This window comes from Bacillus sp. FSL R12-0074 (assembly GCF_038005725.1).
Classification (GTDB): Bacteria; Bacillota; Bacilli; order Bacillales; family Bacillaceae_G; genus Bacillus_A; species Bacillus_A mycoides.
The window spans coordinates 705,604-724,951 of sequence record NZ_JBBOTR010000001.1; the positions used below are offsets into that span (position 1 = coordinate 705,604).

Consider the following 19,348-nt stretch of genomic DNA (forward strand, 5'->3'; position numbering starts at 1 on the left):
GTGCATATTGTCTTTTAAATTTTTAATATAAGCTATTTAATATATACAAATCACTCTTTATTTTTCACATTTCGACATAAAGTGAAACTTTAATTAGTGGGTGGTTTGTCCATCCCCCACTGATTATCAGCCCGCACCAATCGGGCTTTTACGGGCAGTTATCTCCCACCTAACTTCCGCACATTCGCCGAATCTTGAGGTGGGGGTCTTACTGCCCAGCGAATAGCGGGATAAAAAGATAGAGGGTCTGACCAGAAAACTGGAGGACATGATTCTATAACAGAAAGCTTATTGCTTATAGAATCATGTCTTTTATTATACAAGGGAGGATAGATTACGTATTTTTATCTGAAGTTTAAGATTGATACAAGGGGATGAGTAAAATGAGAAAAAAAGCGCCATTTAAAGTGTTGTCATCATTAACGATCGCGACACTCATCGGATGCTCAGCTGTAATGAGTGCTCCGTTAGCATACGCAGAAACGCCAGCAAAAGAAAGTGTGTCTACAACACCAATTGATTACAATTTAATTCAAGAAGATCGTTTAGCGGAAGCACTGAAGGAAAGAGGAACAATTAATCCAGCATCTTCTAAAGAAGAGACGAAAAAGGCTGTAGAGAAATATATTGAAAAGAAACAAGGGGATCAGGCAAATAAAGAAATTCTTCCAGCGGATACTGCTAAAGAGGCATCTGATTTTGTGAAAAAAGTAAAAGAGAAAAAAATGGAAGAAAAGGAGAAAGTAAAGAAACCTGAAAAAAATGTTAGCCCTGAGCAAAAACCGGAACCAAATAAAAATCAATTGAATGGGCAAGTTCCAACTTCTAAAGCAAAGCAAGCGCCATATAATGGACCGGTTCGAAATGATAAAGTATTAGTATTACTCGTTGAATTTAGTGATTATAAACATAATAATATTGATCAAACGCCAGGGTATATGTATTCGAAAGACTTTAGTAGAGAGCATTATCAAAAAATGTTATTTGGTAATGAGCCGTACAAACTATTTGATGGTTCGAAAGTAAAAACGTTTAAACAATATTATGAAGAGCAGTCTGGCGGTAGTTATACGACAGACGGATATGTAACCGAATGGCTAACTGTGCCAGGGAAAGCGTCTGACTACGGTGCTGATGGTAGTAGTGGTCACGATAATAAAGGACCAAAAGGCGCACGTGATTTAGTGAAAGAAGCTTTACATGCAGCTGCTGAGAAAGGGTTAGATTTATCTCAATTTGATCAATTTGATAGATATGATACAAATGGTGATGGAAATCCAAATGAACCTGATGGTGTAATTGATCATTTAATGGTAATCCATGCTGGTGTTGGTCAAGAAGCTGGTGGCGGTAAATTAGGTGATGATGCAATTTGGTCACATCGTTCAAAATTAGCAATAGATCCAGTAGCGATTGAAGGTACAAAATCAAATGTAGATTACTTTGGTGGAAAAGTAGCAGCGCATGATTACACAATTGAACCAGAAGATGGAGCAGTAGGTGTATTTGCACATGAATTTGGACATGACCTTGGCTTACCGGATGAATATGACACGAAATATACTGGAACTGGTTCACCTGTTGAAGCGTGGTCATTAATGAGTGGAGGTAGCTGGACAGGAAAAATCGCAGGAACAGAGCCAACTAGTTTCTCACCACAAAATAAAGATTTCTTACAAAAAAATATGGGTGGTAACTGGGCGAAAATTTTAGAAGTAGATTACGATAAAATTAAGCGTGGTGTAGGAGTTCCTACATATATTGATCAAAGTGTTACGAAATCCAATCGTCCAGGCGTTGTACGTGTTAACTTACCAGGTAAAAGTGTTGAAACAATTAAACCGGAGTTTGGAAAGCATGCATATTATAGTACAGGAGGAGATGATATGCATACGACATTAGAAACACCATTCTTTGATTTAACAAAAGGAACAAATGCAAAATTCGATTATAAAGCAAATTATGAGTTAGAAGCAGAGTGTGATTTCATCGAAGTACATGCTGTAACAGAAGATGGAACGAAGACGTTAATTGATAGAGTTGGAGAAAAAGTAGTACAAGGAGATAAAGACACGACAGATGGAAAATGGATTGATAAATCATACGATTTAAGTCAATTTAAAGGGAAGAAAGTGAAACTACAATTCGACTATATTACAGATCCAGCTGTAACATATAAAGGTTTCGCGATGGATAATGTAAATGTAACAGTTGATGGACAAGTAGTATTTTCTGATGATGCAGAAGGAACATCTAAAATGCAGTTAAATGGATTCGTTGTTTCTGATGGGACAGAGAAGAAACAACATTATTATTATTTAGAGTGGAGAAACTATGCTGGATCAGATAATGGATTAAAAGCAGGAAAAGGTCCGGTGTATAATACTGGTCTTGTCGTTTGGTATGCAGATGATAGTTTCAAAGATAACTGGGTTGGGGTACATCCAGGTGAAGGCTTCCTTGGTGTTGTAGACTCTCATCCAGAAGCGTTTGTTGGTAATTTAAACGGGAAACCAGCGTATGGTAATACAGGCATGCAAATTGCAGACGCTGCCTTTTCATTTGATCAAACACCCGCATGGAGTGCAAATTCATTAACACGTGGACAGTTTAACTATTCTGGATTACAAGGTGTTACAACTTTTGATGATTCAAAAGTATATAGTAACAAACAAATTGCAGACGCGGGAAGAAAAGTTCCAAACCTTGGACTTAAATTCCAAGTTGTTGGACAGGCAGAGGATAAATCGGCAGGCGCTGTTTGGATTAAACGTTAATAACATAAAAGCACATTCTTCATATGAAGAGTGTGCTTTTTAATTTGTACATTAAGTTATTATTTTAGCTTATGTAATACAATTGTCTGTTCATATGTAGTGTATCAAATTATGTGGGTAAAGGAAATATTTCCGAGGAAATTGTCGAAGTATCGTCGGTATTTATACACTTTCTTTGTAGAAGAAGAAATGTAGTATTGCCTTTACAGTTTAATTTATTTACATTGTTATTTGGCTATACACAAAAGTGATATATTCGGCAATCAAAGAGCTCTATTCGATAGGGCTCTTTTTTATGGATAGAAAGGAGTGAACTAAATGAAAGAAATAATTGAATGTCCACAGTGTGAAGGGAATATTACTGCACAACATATTATTGATCTCCCGCATCCTTTTTCATTCAGGTGTCCACACTGTAAGGTGAAATTAAAAGAAATGAGGATCACACCATGTTTAATATTAGCGGCAATTTGTATAATTCCACTGTTTATTATGATTGGAGAGAGTATTAAGGAATTACTAGTAAAATATTTTTCTATTATAGATGATGTACCAACTGTACTTATTTTCTTCTTATTTTGTTATCCGTTGTATTATCTTTATGAAAAATATAATGCCATATTGTTTATTAAATACGGCTTGTTGAAAGTCAAAAGTTGAATAGGAGCTTATCATTATGTTGTGGAAAGTTTATTTAGTAATTATAGCGATATTAACTATAACTTCGCTAGTAAGAGGCATGTTTCAAACACTAATTCAAAAGTTTGATTTTGTGGTGACTATAATCACGTGGATTGGGCTATTTGGTTTTGTCTTTGATGTAGAGATAGTAACCCCACTCGTTTGGAAATGCATCTTCCTGTTTAGTGTTATTTGGACTTTGAGTGCCGTTTTTGTTTTACGTTTATATGAAGAGAAGGATGACCCATTACCTTTTATATTCAAATTAATTGGTATTATCCCAACGCTGCCATTATATTACGGGTTATATCAATATGCATTTTAAAAAAGACAATGATGGAATTAACCCATCATTGTCTTTTTTACTTTGCTTCTTACAAAAATCATTCCAGCAAATGTTAACAAGAATGCAGTTCCGATAACGAAGCTAGCGCTAGGTGATGCTCCGATTGCTCCAACTGTAAAGGATCCAGCAACAACTCCTAACGAGAAGAATGCATAAAACAATCCGAATGCTTTCCCGCGATTATTATCTGTCGTATTTTCAACAAGTAAAGCATTAATTGCTGGGAAGAGGATAGCGAACCCAATTCCATAAATCATCATAACGATAAAGAGCATGCCTTTTGTTGCAAATAATCCGAGTAAAGATAATGCTAGTGCCATTACTGCAATCCCGATTAGCATTAGTTTTGAACGATTAAATCGATCGTAAATGCGATTTGTTGGCAGTAAGAAGAAGAGGATAGCGGTAATTCCGAATACACTTAACATCATGCCTGTTGTAGATGCTTTAAGTGCTAAAGCCTCAACTTTTACTGGTAACATATACGTGACAATTCCTTGTGAAAACATTAATGTGAAGGCACCAATATATGCTTGTAATAACGGTTCTGATTTCAATAGTTCAATCATATCTTCTTTGTTCATCATTTGAGTTCTTGATGTATCTTTTCTTGATACGTTATTTGGTAAGAAGAATAGAGATACGATTGTACCAAGGACCATTAAAATAGAAATAGTAATGAACACCCACTCTATACCAGCTGTTGCTTTCATAATACCGCTGAAAGCAGGTCCTACGATTGCAGCTGTTCCAACAGCAGCACCAGATAGAGCCATTGCCTTACCTTGCCTTGCTGAATTTGTTTGCTTTGATAAAAACGTAAAGGCAGCAGGAATTAAAAATCCGTCACTAAAACCGTGCATAAAGCGCACAACTAATAGTTGTTCACCACTTTGAACAACGGTGTATAACAAGACTATGAAACTCGTAATTCCCATGCTTATATAAAGGATTTTTTTTGCGCCAAATTTATCGACAGCGGCTCCAGCGATAATATTACCGATCATATTAGCGAATGAGTACATACCGATAACTAGTCCGATAACAAGAGGGGTTCCTCCAAGACTTTGAGCGAAAGTACTCATAATAGGTAATTGTGAAAATGTATCTAAAAACGCTACGATAACAATAAAGTAAATAAAATATTTCAAGCGATATTCACCTCTCCTATGCTATTATGGCATAATGCTAATTTCAACCGCAATGAAATTAGCATTAACAGATGTGGAAAAAAGTACAAAGTGACAAAATATTGAACGTTATTTGTTAAAATTTAGTGGAAATGAAATTGTTTTTTTGAAATATATGGATGAAAGTATTATAATAGATTTGTAAACTTCACCAGGTTAAGTATATACATAGAGAGGGATGTGTAAAATGAAAGCATTACTTTGGCATAATCAACGTGATGTACGAGTAGAAGAAGTACCAGAACCAACTGTAAGACCAGGAGCAGTTAAGATTAAAGTTAAATGGTGTGGTATCTGCGGGACAGACTTGCATGAATATTTAGCAGGACCTATTTTTATTCCAACAGAAGAACATCCATTAACACACGTAAAAGCACCGGTTATTTTAGGTCATGAGTTTAGTGGTGAGGTAGTAGAAATTGGTGAAGGAGTTACATCTCATAAAGTGGGACACCGCGTTGTTGTAGAACCAATTTATTCTTGTGGTAAATGTGAAGCTTGTAAACATGGACATTACAATGTTTGTGAACAGCTTGTTTTCCACGGTCTTGGTGGAGACGGCGGTGGTTTCTCTGAATATACAGTAGTACGAGAAGATATGGTTCATCATATTCCAGATGAAATGACGTATGAACAAGGGGCGCTTGTAGAACCAGCAGCAGTAGCAGTTCATGCAGTACGTCAAAGTAAATTAAAAGAGGGTGAAGCTGTAGCTGTATTTGGTTGTGGTCCGATTGGGCTTCTTGTAATCCAAGCAGCAAAAGCAGCAGGAGCAACTCCTGTTATCGCAGTGGAACTTTCTAAAGAACGTCAAGAGCTAGCTAAATTAGCAGGTGCTGATTACGTATTAAATCCAGCAACTCAAGATGTACTAGCAGAAATCCGCAACTTAACAAATGGTTTAGGTGTAAATGTGAGCTTTGAAGTAACAGGTGTTGAAGTAGTACTTCGTCAAGCGATTGAAAGTACAAGCTTTGAAGGCCAAACTGTAATTGTTAGTGTATGGGAAAAAGATGCGACAATTACTCCAAACAACCTTGTATTAAAAGAAAAAGAAGTTATCGGTATTCTTGGATACCGTCATATCTTCCCAGCTGTTATTAAATTAATTAGCTCTGGCCAAATTCAAGCAGAGAAGTTAATTACGAAAAAAATTACAGTGGATCAAGTTGTTGAAGAAGGATTTGAAGCACTTGTAAAAGATAAAACACAAGTGAAAATTCTTGTTTCACCTAAATAATAGAGAATAGTAAAAGTAGCTCTTTTCTAGAAATAGAAGAGGGCTACTTTTTTTCTATACAGAAAGGTGATAGACTTTCCTTTAACTAAAGGTATTTTGTTTGGAAGGGGAAGTCTAATGCTTTCATTTATGTTGACATTGAAACGGATGCTAAAAGCTTGTTTACGAGCGTGGAAAGATAAAGAATTTCAAGTATTATTCGTATTAACATTTTTAACATTAACATCTGGTACGATTTTTTATAGTACAGTTGAAGGATTACGTCCTCTTGACGCTCTATATTTTAGTGTGGTTACGTTGACGACTGTCGGTGATGGAAATTTTAGTCCGCAAACTGATTTCGGAAAGGTATTTACGATCTTATACATATTTATCGGGATTGGATTAGTGTTTGGATTTATTCATAAATTGGCAGTTAATGTGCAACTGCCAAGTGTATTATCGAAAAGAAAAAAAGAGTAAAGCGGTTAATCGCTTTACTCTTTTTTACATTAGTTTAGACAAATATTTGCAGTAGCTTAACAATATTTTATTACAATGTAAGTGCATTCAATTATTATATTCACTATGTATAAAGTTATAATGATATGAACATTTGCATATTTTAATTTAGTGATAGAAATTTCGTGAAAGGTGGGATATTCTAGTCATAGGTTAACCAGACGACATCATAGGATCCTAACAAAAAGTTTACAATAATTCAATTAAAAAATGGAGGATTTTATATGAAAAAGAAAGTACTTGCTTTAGCAGCAGCTATTACATTAGTAGCTCCGTTACAAAGTGTTGCATTTGCTCATGAAAATGATGGGGGAAGTAGAATAAATATAGTTCACCGCTGGTCTGCTGAAGATAAGCATAAAGAAGGCGTAAACTCTCATTTATGGATTGTAAACCGTGCAATGGATATTATGTCTCGTAATACAACACTTGTAAAACAAGATCAAGTTGCACTATTAAATGAATGGCGTACGGAGTTAGAGAACGGTATTTATGCTGCTGACTATGAAAATCCTTATTATGATAATAGCACATTTGCTTCACACTTCTATGACCCTGACAATGGAAAAACTTATATTCCATTTGCAAAGCAGGCAAAGGAAACTGGAGCTAAATATTTCAAATTAGCAGGTGAGTCATACAAAAATAAAGATATGAAACAAGCATTCTTCTATTTGGGGTTATCTCTTCATTATTTAGGGGATGTAAATCAACCGATGCATGCGGCAAACTTTACAAATCTTTCTTATCCACAAGGGTTCCATTCTAAATATGAAAACTTTGTAGATACGATAAAAGATAATTATAAAGTAACGGATGGAAATGGATATTGGAACTGGAAAGGTACAAATCCAGAAGATTGGATTCATGGAGCGGCAGTAGCTGCGAAACAAGATTACTCTGGCATTGTAAATGATAATACGAAAGATTGGTTCGTGAAAGCAGCTGTATCACAAGAATATGCAGATAAATGGCGCGCTGAAGTTACACCAATGACAGGTACGCGATTAATGGATGCACAACGTGTTACTGCTGGGTACATCCAGCTTTGGTTTGATACGTACGGAAATCGTTAAGTATTTGAAAAAGGTCAAATCTCAGAATAGAGTATTTGGCCTTTTTATCACTACACAGTACATGGAGGTATGAAACGTGAAAGGTAAATTGCTAAAAGGTGTACTTGGCTTTGGTATTGGTTTAGGAGCTTTATATAGTGGATCTTCAGCTCAAGCAGAAATGTCTATAAATCAAAATAATACATTAAAAGTGATGACGCATAATGTGTACATGCTATCAACAAACTTATATCCGAACTGGGGACAAAATGAGCGTGCTGATTTAATTGGAGCAGCAGATTATATAAAGAATCAGGATGTTGTTATATTAAATGAAGTGTTTGATAATAGTGCTTCAAATCGCTTATTAGGAAATTTGAAGAAAGAATATCCAAATCAAACGGCAGTATTAGGTCGTAGTAGTGGAAGCGAGTGGGATAAGACGTTAGGAAACTATTCATCTTCGACTCCTGAAGATGGAGGTGTGGCGATTGTGAGTAAATGGCCAATTGTTGAAAAGATTCAATATGTATTCGAAAAAGGCTGTGGACCAGATAACTTATCAAATAAAGGATTTGTATACACAAAAGTTAAGAAAAATGATCGTTTTGTACATGTGATTGGGACTCATTTACAAGCTGAAGATAGTATGTGTGGAAACACTTCGCCAGCATCTGTACGTACAAAACAGCTACAAGAAATTCAAGAGTTTATTAAAAATAAAAATATACCAAATAACGAGTATGTGTTAATTGGTGGTGATATGAATGTAAATAAAATAAATGCTGAGAATAATAGCAATTCAGAGTATGCATCGATGTTTAAAACATTACATGCGTCTGTTCCATCTTATACAGGACATACAGCAACTTGGGATGCAACGACAAATAGTATTGCGAAATATAATTTCCCTGATAGCCCGGCCGAGTATTTGGACTATATTATTGCAAGTAAGGATCATGCGAATCCATCATATATAGAGAATAACGTTTTACAACCGAAATCTCCAGAATGGTCTGTTACTTCATGGTTCCAAAAATATACGTATAATGATTACTCCGATCATTATCCAGTAGAGGCGACTGTTTCTATGAAATAGAGTAGTCTTAAAAAAGTTTCTTCGTGAAGAAGAAACTTTTTTTATTTGCAAACAGGAAAATCATTTTTTCTTTCCAATATGTATAAGACATATATAGAAGAGGAGAGAAAAATGTGGATAGAGGAATTTTTAAGGAAGTTCCATTACCGTGTGCATTTTTAGATGAAGTGGCTTTAGAGAGAAATATTCAATCGATTATAGAGTTAAGTGGAGATAAGAAGATTCGTATAGCGAGTAAATCATTACGCTCTGTCCCAATTATGAAAAAGATTTTGGCTGCAAATGATCGGTTTCAAGGTATTATGTGTTTTTCTCCTAGAGAAGCTTTGTTTTTAATTGAACAAGGATTTAATGATTTATTGCTCGGATATCCTGTTTATGATGAAAGAGCTTTACATGAAATTAGTTTGCTGACAAAGCAAGGGCACATTATAACTTGTATGGTGGATTGTGAAGACCATATTACTTATTTAGAAAAAATTGCTGAGAAGTCTAAAGGGTGTTTTCGCGTTTGTTTGGATATTGATATGAGTAGTCGTTTTTTAAAAATTCATTTTGGTGTAAAAAGATCCCCGGTAAAAGATGTGCAGAGCGCTTTGAAAATAGTAGAAAAGGTGAAGGGCTCATCATATTTAATACTAGATGGTGTAATGGGATATGAAGCTCAAATTGCCGGGGTAGGGGATCATATACCGAATCAATGGATGAAAAGTAAAGTGGTTTCGTATTTAAAGAAGAAATCGGTGTTAGAGGTTAAAGAAAGAAGAGGACGTATCGTAAAAGAAATACAAGGCCTGGGTAGTGAACTAAGATTTGTAAATGGGGGAGGAACGGGAAGTATAAAAACAACTGAGCAAGATAACGCAGTTACGGAGATGACTGTAGGATCCGCCTTTTACTCTCCTAAACTGTTTGATTATTATAAAGAAGTGAAATTTCAGCCAGCTGCCGGATTTGCTTTACCAGTTGTACGTAAACCGGATCCTTTTATTTATACTTGCCTAGGTGGCGGATATATTGCCTCAGGTGCAGTTGGTAAAGATAAAGAGCCTGAGGTTTGGATGCCGCATGGTGCAAAACTATTAGCTTTAGAAGGTGCTGGTGAAGTGCAAACGCCAATTTTTTATAACGGCGAGGAACGAGTGGATATAGGAGATTCTATCTTGTTTCGCCATAGTAAAGCTGGGGAGTTATGTGAGCGTTTTCCTATTTTGTATCGCATTAAACAAGGGGAAATTGTTGGAGAGTATTCAACATATCGGGGGGATGGACAATGCTTTCTATAAAGGGACAAAAATGGAGAAATTGGACAGGGAATGTAGAAGGAACGCCGCATTATACGATGTATCCAAAAAGTATACAAGATGTAGTAGAAGTTGTGGGGCTTGCACGAAAAAAAGGAAAGAAAATTCGTGTTGTCGGTTCAGGGCATTCGTTTACACCTCTTGTGCAAACGGAAGAAATTTTAGTTTCTTTAGATGAATTGAAGGGCATTGCAAATATCGATGCAGAGAAGAAGGTTGCCGAAGTATGGGCGGGAACAAAGCTACATGATTTAGGGAAGTTACTTCAGGAAAAAGGTTATGCGCAAGAAAATTTAGGGGATATTGATTCACAATCTATTGCAGGAGCGATTAGTACGGGGACTCATGGGACGGGTGTTACATTTGGGAGTTTATCAACACAAGTTATAGAGATCACGGCAGTTTTATCAACAGGTGAGAGTATAGTTTGTTCAGAAACCGAGAACGCCGAATATTGGAAAGCATTTCAGTTGTCGCTTGGAATGCTAGGTATCATTGTAAAGATAAAATTGAAGGTTATCCCAGCGTATTCGCTTGTTTATGAAAGTGAAAAACAATCATTGTCTACTGTAATGAACAAACTAGAAGAATATAAGAAGAATCGTCATTTTGAATTTTTCGTTTTTCCTTATTCAGATGAAGTACAAGTGAAATTTACAAACGAAACAACGAGTAAAGAAAGTGATTTGAAATGGCATAAACTAAAGGTGGAGTTACTTGAAAATAGGATGTTCTCTTTATTATCTAAAGGGTGTAAATGGTTTCCTTCTATAAGTAAAGGAGTAAGCCGATTATCAGCTAAGGCTGTACCGAACACGAAAATAATTGGACCAAGCTATGAAGTGTTCGCTACATCACGTACAGTTCCATTTTATGAAATGGAGTACAGTGTCCCTTCAAAGGATATGAGGGCTGTTGTAGAAGAAATTTCAAATCTTATTGAAAAGAAAAAGTATAAGGTGCACTTCCCGATTGAATGCCGCTACGTGAGATGTGATGATATATGGCTCAGTCCAGCATATGGAAGAGATTCAGCGTATATAGCTGTTCATATGTATAAAGGTATGAAGTATGCCGCTTATTTTGGTGAAGTGGAGAAAATTTTTCTAAAGTATGAAGGGCGCCCACATTGGGGGAAAATGCATACGTTAACGTACGAAAAATTGCAAAATATATATCCAGAATTGCATTCGTTTCTAAAAGTGAGGAAGTCACTAGATGAAACAGGAATATTTTTAAGCCCTTATACAGAAAAGTTATTTACGATTATGAAAAAAAGCTGACAAATTAGTATTTGTCAGCTTTTTTAAGTGTAATTGCATTTCTTGTATGACTAATACGCTCGTAAAATAGTAATTTATCACTGCTAAATACATGTAATAAAACATGAATAATAAATAGCCCGTTAATTACAAATTGGAATAACAGTATAACTAGTAATACTAAAGGCTCTGTATGGTTTAAAATAGAGCTACTAGAAAGAATGTAATTGATTCCACCTAAAATGAAATAGAATATACCGTAACGAATGAATAATTCTTTTAGTGTAATACGCTCTGCTTGTCCTTTAATGTAAATACGAAGCAACGCTTTCCCTATTGTTCTTCCATTTGTAAAATATGGGATGATAATAAAGTAAATTAAGATTGAACATGTAATGAAAAGGAGTTCGTATACATTTGTATAAGATTGGATGTTAGAAATAAATAGTGAGTTTCCTTTGTTTTTAATGAAAGGTACAACGATAGATAAGAAAATCCAATCAATTTGCATAGCGATGAGACGACGAACGAATCCGACTGGTTTCGTTTCCAAATCAATATGACTATCTAATTCGCTTGTTTTTGGCAGGAAGTACGTAAATATTGGTGCAATGATAAAACCGATTACGCCGCCTAGTGTGTTTAAAAACAGATCGTCGATATCGAATAAGCGATATGCACAATTATAAATACCATATAATCCAGTTACTTGTGTTAATTCAAAGAACAGTGAAAGGCAAAAAGAAATGCACACTGTTTGGAAGAAACTACGTCGGAAATAATAACGTAAATAAATACCGAATGGAACGGTTAGTAGAACGTTAAAAGCGACTTGTAAAAACGCAGATTCCTTTAATAAATAGAAATAGGTAGTTGGCTTCGTCAAAATTGCCGATGTATGATTACTAATCTCTTGTACGAAATAAAATGGCGAGAGTTGCATATGCTGTGTATTAGCCGGTTGTAGGCTACATGTGTCATATGTTTGTGGTAAAGGTAAAATAACAAGAAAATAGGCATTTAATAAATAGAGTAATAATGAATATAAAATAAATGAACGCCATTTATTTAAATAACCGTATTTTCGATAATTAAATATTAAAAAAGGGATTAAGAGAAACATTGCTAAAATAGGAAATAAAATAAAAGCTGTTTTTACTGGAAATAAATATGCAGTCAAAATGAAGCTCCTTTCAATGAAATTCCGTTTATCATTATAGCGCTTAAAAGAATGTAAAACAAAGTTGAAATAGCTCGAAATAGAAAAAATTACAAATTTAAAATAGATTAAGTTATAATAAGTTTAATATAAACATATTATGATTATACAAGTTGAAAGAGGGTACATGATATGCAATATGAGCTTTTTTCGGTAAGCGGGGATCATATTACAACTTTTGAAAGCACATGGCGTTTTCAAGAGGGGGAACAGATTTTTGTTCATGATGATAATACAAAACGAAATTTTATTATTATTCGCTTAACACATGATTTATTTCAAAAAAATACACATGTTATTCGCTTGTATTGTCAGGAAAAGAAAGTTTATGCATAAGGAAAAACCACTTACTGTATGAGGGCAGTAAGTGGTTTTTTATCCCGCTATTTGTGGGCAGTAAAACTCCCACCTCAAAATTTAGGTGGAGCAAAGAAGTTAGGTGGGAGCCCTGCTGCCCGTAAACGCCCGATTGGTGTGGGCTAATAATCAGTGGGGGATGAACAAAACCCCACTGATTAAAGTTTCACTTTATAAGAAAATGATAGTTAGCACACCTACGATAATACAGTAGAAAGAGAAATATTTTAAATTTCCTTTTGCCATAATGTTCATAAACCATTTTAATGAAATATATGTCATGACAAATGTTGCGATGAAAGCAACAATATAAGGTACAAATAATGTATCTAAATTTGGATCGTTTGCAATGTCTGTAATACTTAACAATAAACCACCTAAGCTAACAGGGATGTATAGTAAGAATGAGAAACGAAGAGCTGTTTCTTGCTTCATGCCAAGTAACATTGCTGCTACGATTGTAGCACCTGATCTGCTTATACCAGGAATTAGTGCGCAAGCTTGTGCTAGGCCAATAATGATTGCATCTTTCATAGAAAGGTCGCCATCATTTTTACGCCCACGCAAGTTTCGAATAATCCAAAGGCCGATAGCAGTAATAAGAAGGGAAATCCCAACCATTTTAACACCTTTTAAATAGTGGTCGATATAATCTTTAAATAAAACTCCAATTACACCTGCTGGAATGGTTGCAATAACAAGGTAAATAATAAAGAAGAAATCTGATTTTGCGTCTTCTGCTCTTGTAAATATATAAGATAGACCATTCTTCGTTAGACGAATTAAATCATTTCTATAAATAAGTAATACAGCTAATAATGAAGCTGAATTAACAAGTAGTTCGAAGCTAAACCCTTCTATTTTTAGTCCTAGCAAATGCTGTGCTAAAACGAGGTGACCGCTTGAAGAAATCGGAATTGGCTCTGTTAGCCCTTGGAACAGACCAAGAATTAAATATTTTAAAATGTAGTAAAATTGTTCCATAATAACCTCCTTGTTTATTAGTCGAAAGAAACAACTTTTCCATTATAGCAAAAGAGAGGATGAATATTGAGAAGAAATAAATATTCGAAATATAATAAAAATCCCTTATACTGGTATAAGGGATTTTTATTATTAATGAGAAGCTACTGTTTCTTGAAGACTTTTTGATAATTGAACATCGACTTTTTCAGCATCATGAATGTGATTCATAATAGTAGTATTTAATTTTTGGAACATTTGCTGTGTATTTGCAAATTCTCGTAATATATCATCATTACAAGATTTTTGGTTTTCGATAGCTTTAATAACATTTGTAGCGCCACTTTGTAATGTTTGAATCATTATTAAAATATTTTCAATTCTAGCGTTAGTATCGGCGCTTATTTCTACACCTTCATCAACTAAATGTAAATTATCTTTTGTATTTTCGTACGCTTTTTCAATTTCCTCTTGGATTTTTTTCGTTAAATTGCCAATGTTTTTTGTACTCTCCGCTGTGCTTTCTGCTAGTTTTCTTACTTCATTGGCAACAACAGCGAATCCTTTTCCATGCTCTCCAGCACGTGCAGCTTCAATACTTGCATTTAACGCTAATAAATTTGTTTGCGCTGCAATGTTTTGAATCACTTCTACAATTTGTTCAATTTCTTTAGAGCGTTCGCTTAAATGATTCATACTATTAGAAGTACGTTGAGATTGTTCACCTAATCTATTAATTACAATGAGTAAGCGATGAACGGATTCTTTTCCTTCATTAGAGCAATCGATAATTTCTTCAATAGACTGAATTAAGCTTTGTTCTTTTTGTAACATTTCACTATTTAATTCATTGGAATGTGTCGTACGTGTTGAAACATTTTCAAAACATGAGTTTAAATGTTGAATTAAATTTTGGAGTGTATGGTGCTGGTTATTTACAAGTTGATGCTCTTGAACAACGCTTTGTACACGGTCGTGGATAGAAGAAATAGTCTCTTGGCTTTCAATATCTTTTTGTTTTAATTCTGTTTCTAGCTCTTGTATACGATTTTCTAATTGATCAATTTTATGTTGGAGTGCTTTCTTTTGAGTAAACATGTATTTATCTCAACCGCCTTTAGAAGTTATATTTTCTCTATATTTGGATTTTAGCATCTTTTATAATTTTTGAATATAGGAATTGTTAAATATTTAAGAATCTATTACATTTTATTCATAATCCCCTTTTTTTGTCATGAAAAATAAACTGTATTTAATGGTCCTGTAAAGAAACTGTAAAATAAATCATGTATAACTGTATAAGAAGGGAGTCGGATTATGAACTATTTTAAGCGAATCAGTAGTCTAGTATTAGCAGGAATGATTGTTCTTTCTAGTACAGTCGCTGTAAAAGCAGAGTCAAACGACGAGAAACTTAACAACATGCAACAGCAATTGCAGCAAAACGATGCAGATATGCAGAAGAAAGAGCAAGAGAAGCAAGCTGTTAGTAAAGAAATTCAAGGTATCGAAAATGAACTACATAATTTAAATAATACAATTGCAAAAAATAAAGAGGATCAAGCTGCTATTCAACGTAAAATCGATGAAACACATAAGCAGATTGAACAAAAAAAAGCAGATATTATCGTTTTAGAAGATAAAGTCCTTGCTCGTAAGGATATTATGAAAAAACGTATGGTTTCTGTTCAAAATAGCTCAAATACGAGTTTAGTAGTAGAAGTTGTTGTAGAATCAAAAAACTTTGCAGATTTCATACAACGTATGAATGCAGTTACGACTATTCTAGAAGCAGATAAAGAAATTTTACGTCTACAAGAACAAGATCTTCGTCAAATTGAAGAAGATAAAAAAGCAATTGACGAAAAAGAAGCATCTTTAGTAGTAGATAAGCAAAAATTAGCAAAAGCACAAGCGGATTTGCAAGATAACTTGAAAAAACGTCAAGATAACTTACAAACGGTTCAGGCTAAATATAATCAGATTGCAAGCCAACTTAATTTAGCAGCGGAAGAGAAAGCAAAAGTTGAAGCAAATATGAAAGCAGTACAAGAAACAATTGCTCGTGAACAAGAAGCAGCAAGAATTGCAGCAGAAGAGCGCGCAAAAGCTGAAGCAGCTGCAAAGGCTGAGCAAGAAGAGTTGGCAAAAGCGAAGGCAGCAGCAGCTAAGCAAAAAGAAGAACAGGCAGCTAAGCCGGCAGAGCCTGTAGCTAAAGATACAACACCAGCTAAGCCGGATCCAAAACCAGCTCAAGGTGGAAAAGAATTTTATGTAACAGCAACTGCTTATACAGCTGATCCATCTGAAAATGGCTATAAACCGGGTGAAACTGTAAAGTCTAAGTTAGGACATAATTTGACTGCAAATCCAAACATGAAACTAATTGCTGTAGATCCAGCTGTGATTCCATTAGGTTCTACTGTATATGTGGAAAATTATGGTACGGCGATTGCTGGAGATACTGGTAGTGCGATTAAAGGTCATATAATTGATTTATTAATGCCAGATTCAGCTACAGCTAATAATTGGGGCAGAAGAAGTGTTAAAGTTACAATTTTAAACTAAAACGAAATCCAACTTTACAATACGTAGAGTTGGATTTTTTTGTAAAAATAATATTAAGTTGAGTTTACATTTTGTTAAGGACAGCATACAATGATGGTAAGAGGTGGTAAATTTGACCATTTACAATAAGGTGAAGGAATTAAGAGCTCGTTTTAATTTTACACAAAGTGTATTAGCGGAAAAAGTCGGAGTGACGAGACAAACAATTGCAGCAATTGAAAAGGGGGATTACGTTCCTTCATTGTTACTAGCATTGACGATTTGTGATGTATTCGAGTTAAAGATGGAAGATGTGTTTGTTTTAAATAAGGAGGGGGAAGAGGATGAATAGAATTGGGGTTTCTTATATCTTAAATGTGCTGAGATTTGTGATAGCTTTTTGGGTGTTTATTGAGCTCTATTATGCTTGGATAGAGCTGGCAAATATTATTGAAACTGAGAAATTACCGTTTGAAGTAACAATCAATATGATGCCATTAGGATTGTTAACAATTGTAGCTATTATAACGACGATTTTTTATAAAGTTCAAAAGAAGAAACATAAAGCTCTTTCTTATTGGATGTACCCGTTATTATTTCCACAAGAAGACGAGCGGGAAAAAGCAATTACACAAAAGGCATGTCGGACAACATTTATTTCATTCTGGTATGGAATAGTTATTGCTATTGGATTTTTAACACTTTCTCCTGTAGCTAATTTATATATTCCTGGATATCCATTATATATTTTATTTTTCATGCTTTTTATTCAAATGACAGTCTTTTACGTATCCCTGTACAGAAATAAATTAGTCTAAAAAAGAAACCTTCTTGCTGATGCAAGAAGGTTTCTTTTCAGCTTATACTTGTACATACAGCAATATTGTCTTATCATTTTATATAGAGTAAGATTTTGTAACGGAAAGGAATTGTATATGAATAAGCAAAGAATTTATAGTATAGTAGCAATCCTTCTATTTGTTGTAGGTGGTGTATTAATCGGAAAGCCATTTTATGATGGATATAAGGCAGAGAAGAAGCAGACAGCGAATGTACAAGCTGTTCAAAAGATGGAATATGAAAAGCATGATACAGAATTTGTAGATGCTTCAAAAATTAATCAACCAGACTTGGCAGAAGTAGCGAGTGCATCGTTAGATAAAAAACAAGTAATCGGTCGTATTTCAATTCCGAGCATCTCATTAGAACTTCCTGTTTTAAAAGCGTCGACTGAAAAGAATTTATTATCAGGTGCGGCAACTGTAAGAGAAAATCAAGTAATGGGACAAGGGAATTATGCACTTGCAGGGCATAATATGTCAAAAAAAGGTGTTTTATTTAGTGATGTATCAATTTTAAAGAAGAACGATAAAATTTATTTGTATGACAATGCAAATGAGTATGAGTATACTGTTACCAGTGTATCTGAAGTGACTCCTGATAAATGGGAAGTTGTAGAGGATCATGGGAAAGATGAGATAACACTTATTACATGTGTATCTGTTAAGGATAATTCTAAGCGTTTTGTTATTACGGGTGATTTAGTAGGAACAAAGGCTAAGAAATAAAGAAAAAAGAAGGTTCACTCTTTAAAGAGTGAACCTTCTTTTTTTATCCAATGTTGAGAAATAAAAGAATATTTTAGTTGGTATTTAAATATTTTTCTATTTTTATATAATAAAGTAATGATTCTAGATTGTGGGAGGAACAAAAGTGAAACAGCAAGTAAAAAAACTTCTTTTAACAACAAGTGTAGCGTTATTGGTAGCACCAATTTCTGCTTATGCACATCCAGGACGTACAGATGCTAATGGTGGACATACGTGTCGTACAAATTGTGAAAAATGGGGATTGCAGTACGGGGAATATCATTATCACAATAAACCAGCTTCTAGCGGCGGAACAACAAGCCCTGCGCCTAGTCAAAATAATAATGGTGCTGTAGAAGCGGAGAAACAAGCAGAAGCACAGCGTAAGGCGGAGGCAGAGAAGCAAAGAGCTGCAGAAGAACAACGTAAAGCTGAAGAAGAGAGACAACGTGTAGCCGAAGAGCAAAGAAAAGCAGAAGAGGCACGTAAGCAAGAGGAAGCCCAGCGCCAAGCTGACATGGAAAAAGGACAGCTTGAAGGTCAAAAAAGTGGAGAGACAGATTTTAAAGCAGGGAAAAATAATGCGAAAGGGTATTTGACTGGAAAATCTGATACATATAAACAAGCATTTACAACTGCGTATGCTGCGGCATGGTCTTTAGAAGAACAGAAAAAAGCACATTTTGAAAAAGGTAAAGAGCAAGGGTTAACACAAGAAGCAATGGACGATAGTCAAATTACTCCTGAGTTTAAGGTGAACTTTGCAGAAGGTTTCCAAGTAGGTAATAAAGAGAGAACCGAAAAGATTGAAACAGAACAAGCGGAACTTGGTGAAAAGGCTGGTAAAGAATTAGCTGAAAAGAAGCCTGGAAATACTGAAAAGGATACATATGTGAAAGTATATGAAACCGCGTATGAAAAGGGATATAAGTCTGCTAAAAAGGCAGCGGAAAAAGCTGGATATACATATGCATTTGAAAACTACGACTTAAAAGTTCCTGCTAAGTATGAAAAGAATGAAACATTAAAGAAATGGTTTACTGAAGGATTTAAATCAAATAAAAAGGCAGCGGAAATTCGAGAAGAAGGATATAAAAAAGGAGACAGCTGGCTTTCGTTCTTCTATAAGAGTTTCGTGCCAAGTGAATATAAAGAACATAAAGGCTTGTATGAACAAGCAATAGAAAAGGGAAAGAAAGCGTAAAAAAAGATGAGGAA

General features: G+C 34.8%; 18 protein-coding genes and 1 pseudogene. 15 read left to right on the plus strand and 4 right to left on the minus strand.

Annotated elements, in window-relative coordinates:
- Nucleotides 1-383 precede the first annotated feature (383 nt).
- The 3 genes from inhA2 to NSS97_RS03560 all read left to right on the plus strand — a co-directional run bounded on the left by inhA2 (nt 384) and on the right by NSS97_RS03560 (nt 3,783).
- Nucleotides 384-2,777: a M6 family metalloprotease immune inhibitor InhA2 gene (gene inhA2, locus NSS97_RS03550; RefSeq protein ID WP_341111604.1), complete on the plus strand. Its 2,394-nt coding sequence runs from the start codon at nt 384-386 to the stop codon at nt 2,775-2,777.
- Between the two features lie 318 nt (nt 2,778-3,095).
- Nucleotides 3,096-3,437 carry a hypothetical protein gene (locus tag NSS97_RS03555; protein ID WP_002125258.1) on the plus strand — a complete coding sequence of 114 codons (342 nt, stop codon included), beginning with the start codon at nt 3,096-3,098 and terminating at the stop codon, nt 3,435-3,437.
- 16 nt (nt 3,438-3,453) lie between these two features.
- On the plus strand, nt 3,454-3,783 hold the full coding sequence (locus NSS97_RS03560; RefSeq protein ID WP_002125259.1) for a hypothetical protein: 330 nt from the start codon (nt 3,454-3,456) through the stop codon (nt 3,781-3,783).
- Between the two features lie 17 nt (nt 3,784-3,800).
- Here NSS97_RS03560 and NSS97_RS03565 read toward each other — a convergent pair whose 3' ends face one another.
- Nucleotides 3,801-4,955 carry an MFS transporter gene (locus NSS97_RS03565; protein ID WP_044444498.1) on the minus strand — a complete coding sequence of 385 codons (1,155 nt, stop codon included), beginning with the start codon at nt 4,953-4,955 and terminating at the stop codon, nt 3,801-3,803.
- Nucleotides 4,956-5,181: 226 nt separating this feature from the next.
- On the opposite strand from NSS97_RS03565, the gene bdhA reads away from it, so the two are divergent.
- The 6 genes from bdhA (at nt 5,182) to NSS97_RS03595 (ending at nt 11,476) form a co-directional block, all read left to right on the plus strand.
- Nucleotides 5,182-6,234, plus strand: a complete 1,053-nt coding sequence (bdhA, locus tag NSS97_RS03570) for a (R,R)-butanediol dehydrogenase (RefSeq protein WP_341111606.1) — start codon at nt 5,182-5,184, stop codon at nt 6,232-6,234.
- Nucleotides 6,235-6,351: 117 nt separating this feature from the next.
- Nucleotides 6,352-6,696 (plus strand): potassium channel family protein, encoded by a 345-nt coding sequence (locus tag NSS97_RS03575; protein ID WP_002090921.1) that lies wholly within the window; start codon nt 6,352-6,354, stop codon nt 6,694-6,696.
- Nucleotides 6,697-6,959: 263 nt separating this feature from the next.
- Nucleotides 6,960-7,811 (plus strand): phospholipase CerA, encoded by an 852-nt coding sequence (gene cerA / locus NSS97_RS03580; protein WP_002029789.1) that lies wholly within the window; start codon nt 6,960-6,962, stop codon nt 7,809-7,811.
- 76 nt (nt 7,812-7,887) lie between these two features.
- Nucleotides 7,888-8,889 carry a sphingomyelinase C gene (gene sph, locus NSS97_RS03585; RefSeq protein WP_044444500.1) on the plus strand — a complete coding sequence of 334 codons (1,002 nt, stop codon included), beginning with the start codon at nt 7,888-7,890 and terminating at the stop codon, nt 8,887-8,889.
- 113 nt (nt 8,890-9,002) lie between these two features.
- The gene (locus NSS97_RS03590; RefSeq protein ID WP_107887572.1) at nt 9,003-10,175 is read left to right on the plus strand and encodes an alanine racemase; all 1,173 of its coding nucleotides are present in this window, start codon (nt 9,003-9,005) and stop codon (nt 10,173-10,175) included.
- The gene (locus NSS97_RS03595; RefSeq protein WP_044444502.1) at nt 10,163-11,476 is read left to right on the plus strand and encodes a D-arabinono-1,4-lactone oxidase; all 1,314 of its coding nucleotides are present in this window, start codon (nt 10,163-10,165) and stop codon (nt 11,474-11,476) included. Before NSS97_RS03590 ends, NSS97_RS03595 begins: the two co-directional genes overlap by 13 nt.
- 4 nt (nt 11,477-11,480) lie before the next feature.
- Here NSS97_RS03595 and NSS97_RS03600 read toward each other — a convergent pair whose 3' ends face one another.
- On the minus strand, nt 11,481-12,635 hold the full coding sequence (locus tag NSS97_RS03600) for a VanZ family protein (RefSeq protein WP_107887571.1): 1,155 nt from the start codon (nt 12,633-12,635) through the stop codon (nt 11,481-11,483).
- Nucleotides 12,636-12,806: 171 nt separating this feature from the next.
- Between NSS97_RS03600 and NSS97_RS03605 the strand changes: the two genes are divergently transcribed.
- Nucleotides 12,807-13,010: a hypothetical protein gene (locus tag NSS97_RS03605; protein WP_002010557.1), complete on the plus strand. Its 204-nt coding sequence runs from the start codon at nt 12,807-12,809 to the stop codon at nt 13,008-13,010.
- Nucleotides 13,011-13,202: 192 nt separating this feature from the next.
- On the opposite strand, the gene NSS97_RS03610 is transcribed toward NSS97_RS03605, so the two are convergent.
- Together NSS97_RS03610 and NSS97_RS30435 are read right to left on the minus strand one after the other, a co-directional pair.
- Nucleotides 13,203-14,015, minus strand: coding sequence for an undecaprenyl-diphosphate phosphatase (locus NSS97_RS03610; RefSeq protein ID WP_002010553.1), 813 nt, complete (start codon nt 14,013-14,015; stop codon nt 13,203-13,205).
- Nucleotides 14,016-14,147: 132 nt separating this feature from the next.
- Nucleotides 14,148-14,666, minus strand: a pseudogene (locus tag NSS97_RS30435) (methyl-accepting chemotaxis protein); the annotation flags it as partial.
- 645 nt (nt 14,667-15,311) lie between these two features.
- On the opposite strand from NSS97_RS30435, the gene NSS97_RS03620 reads away from it, so the two are divergent.
- From NSS97_RS03620 to NSS97_RS03640, 5 genes are all read left to right on the plus strand, one after another.
- Nucleotides 15,312-16,562: a 3D domain-containing protein gene (locus tag NSS97_RS03620; protein ID WP_002140404.1), complete on the plus strand. Its 1,251-nt coding sequence runs from the start codon at nt 15,312-15,314 to the stop codon at nt 16,560-16,562.
- 103 nt (nt 16,563-16,665) lie between these two features.
- A complete protein-coding gene (locus tag NSS97_RS03625) occupies nt 16,666-16,893 on the plus strand; it encodes a helix-turn-helix domain-containing protein (RefSeq protein ID WP_107887570.1) in 228 nt (75 codons plus the stop codon).
- Entirely contained in the window at nt 16,886-17,359 is a 474-nt protein-coding gene (locus tag NSS97_RS03630; protein WP_107887569.1) for a DUF2178 domain-containing protein, read from the plus strand. The genes NSS97_RS03625 and NSS97_RS03630 overlap by 8 nt, the downstream gene beginning before the upstream one ends.
- A 117-nt stretch (nt 17,360-17,476) precedes the next feature.
- Nucleotides 17,477-18,109: a class A sortase gene (locus NSS97_RS03635; RefSeq protein ID WP_341111616.1), complete on the plus strand. Its 633-nt coding sequence runs from the start codon at nt 17,477-17,479 to the stop codon at nt 18,107-18,109.
- A gap of 145 nt (nt 18,110-18,254) precedes the next feature.
- Entirely contained in the window at nt 18,255-19,334 is a 1,080-nt protein-coding gene (locus NSS97_RS03640; RefSeq protein WP_107887567.1) for a YHYH domain-containing protein, read from the plus strand.
- Nucleotides 19,335-19,348: the final 14 nt, after the last annotated feature.

Bases quoted from the DNA above. Each gene is read 5' to 3' on its own strand.
- inhA2 (WP_341111604.1), top strand. From the start codon at position 384: ATGAGAAAAAAAGCGCCATTTAAAGTGTTGTCATCATTAACGATCGCG.
- NSS97_RS03555 (WP_002125258.1), top strand. From the start codon at position 3,096: ATGAAAGAAATAATTGAATGTCCACAGTGTGAAGGGAATATTACTGCA.
- NSS97_RS03560 (WP_002125259.1), top strand. From the start codon at position 3,454: ATGTTGTGGAAAGTTTATTTAGTAATTATAGCGATATTAACTATAACT.
- bdhA (WP_341111606.1), top strand. From the start codon at position 5,182: ATGAAAGCATTACTTTGGCATAATCAACGTGATGTACGAGTAGAAGAA.
- NSS97_RS03575 (WP_002090921.1), top strand. From the start codon at position 6,352: ATGCTTTCATTTATGTTGACATTGAAACGGATGCTAAAAGCTTGTTTA.
- cerA (WP_002029789.1), top strand. From the start codon at position 6,960: ATGAAAAAGAAAGTACTTGCTTTAGCAGCAGCTATTACATTAGTAGCT.
- NSS97_RS03595 (WP_044444502.1), top strand. From the start codon at position 10,163: ATGCTTTCTATAAAGGGACAAAAATGGAGAAATTGGACAGGGAATGTA.
- NSS97_RS03605 (WP_002010557.1), top strand. From the start codon at position 12,807: ATGCAATATGAGCTTTTTTCGGTAAGCGGGGATCATATTACAACTTTT.
- NSS97_RS03610 (WP_002010553.1), bottom strand. From the start codon at position 14,015: ATGGAACAATTTTACTACATTTTAAAATATTTAATTCTTGGTCTGTTC.
- NSS97_RS03620 (WP_002140404.1), top strand. From the start codon at position 15,312: ATGAACTATTTTAAGCGAATCAGTAGTCTAGTATTAGCAGGAATGATT.
- NSS97_RS03630 (WP_107887569.1), top strand. From the start codon at position 16,886: ATGAATAGAATTGGGGTTTCTTATATCTTAAATGTGCTGAGATTTGTG.
- NSS97_RS03635 (WP_341111616.1), top strand. From the start codon at position 17,477: ATGAATAAGCAAAGAATTTATAGTATAGTAGCAATCCTTCTATTTGTT.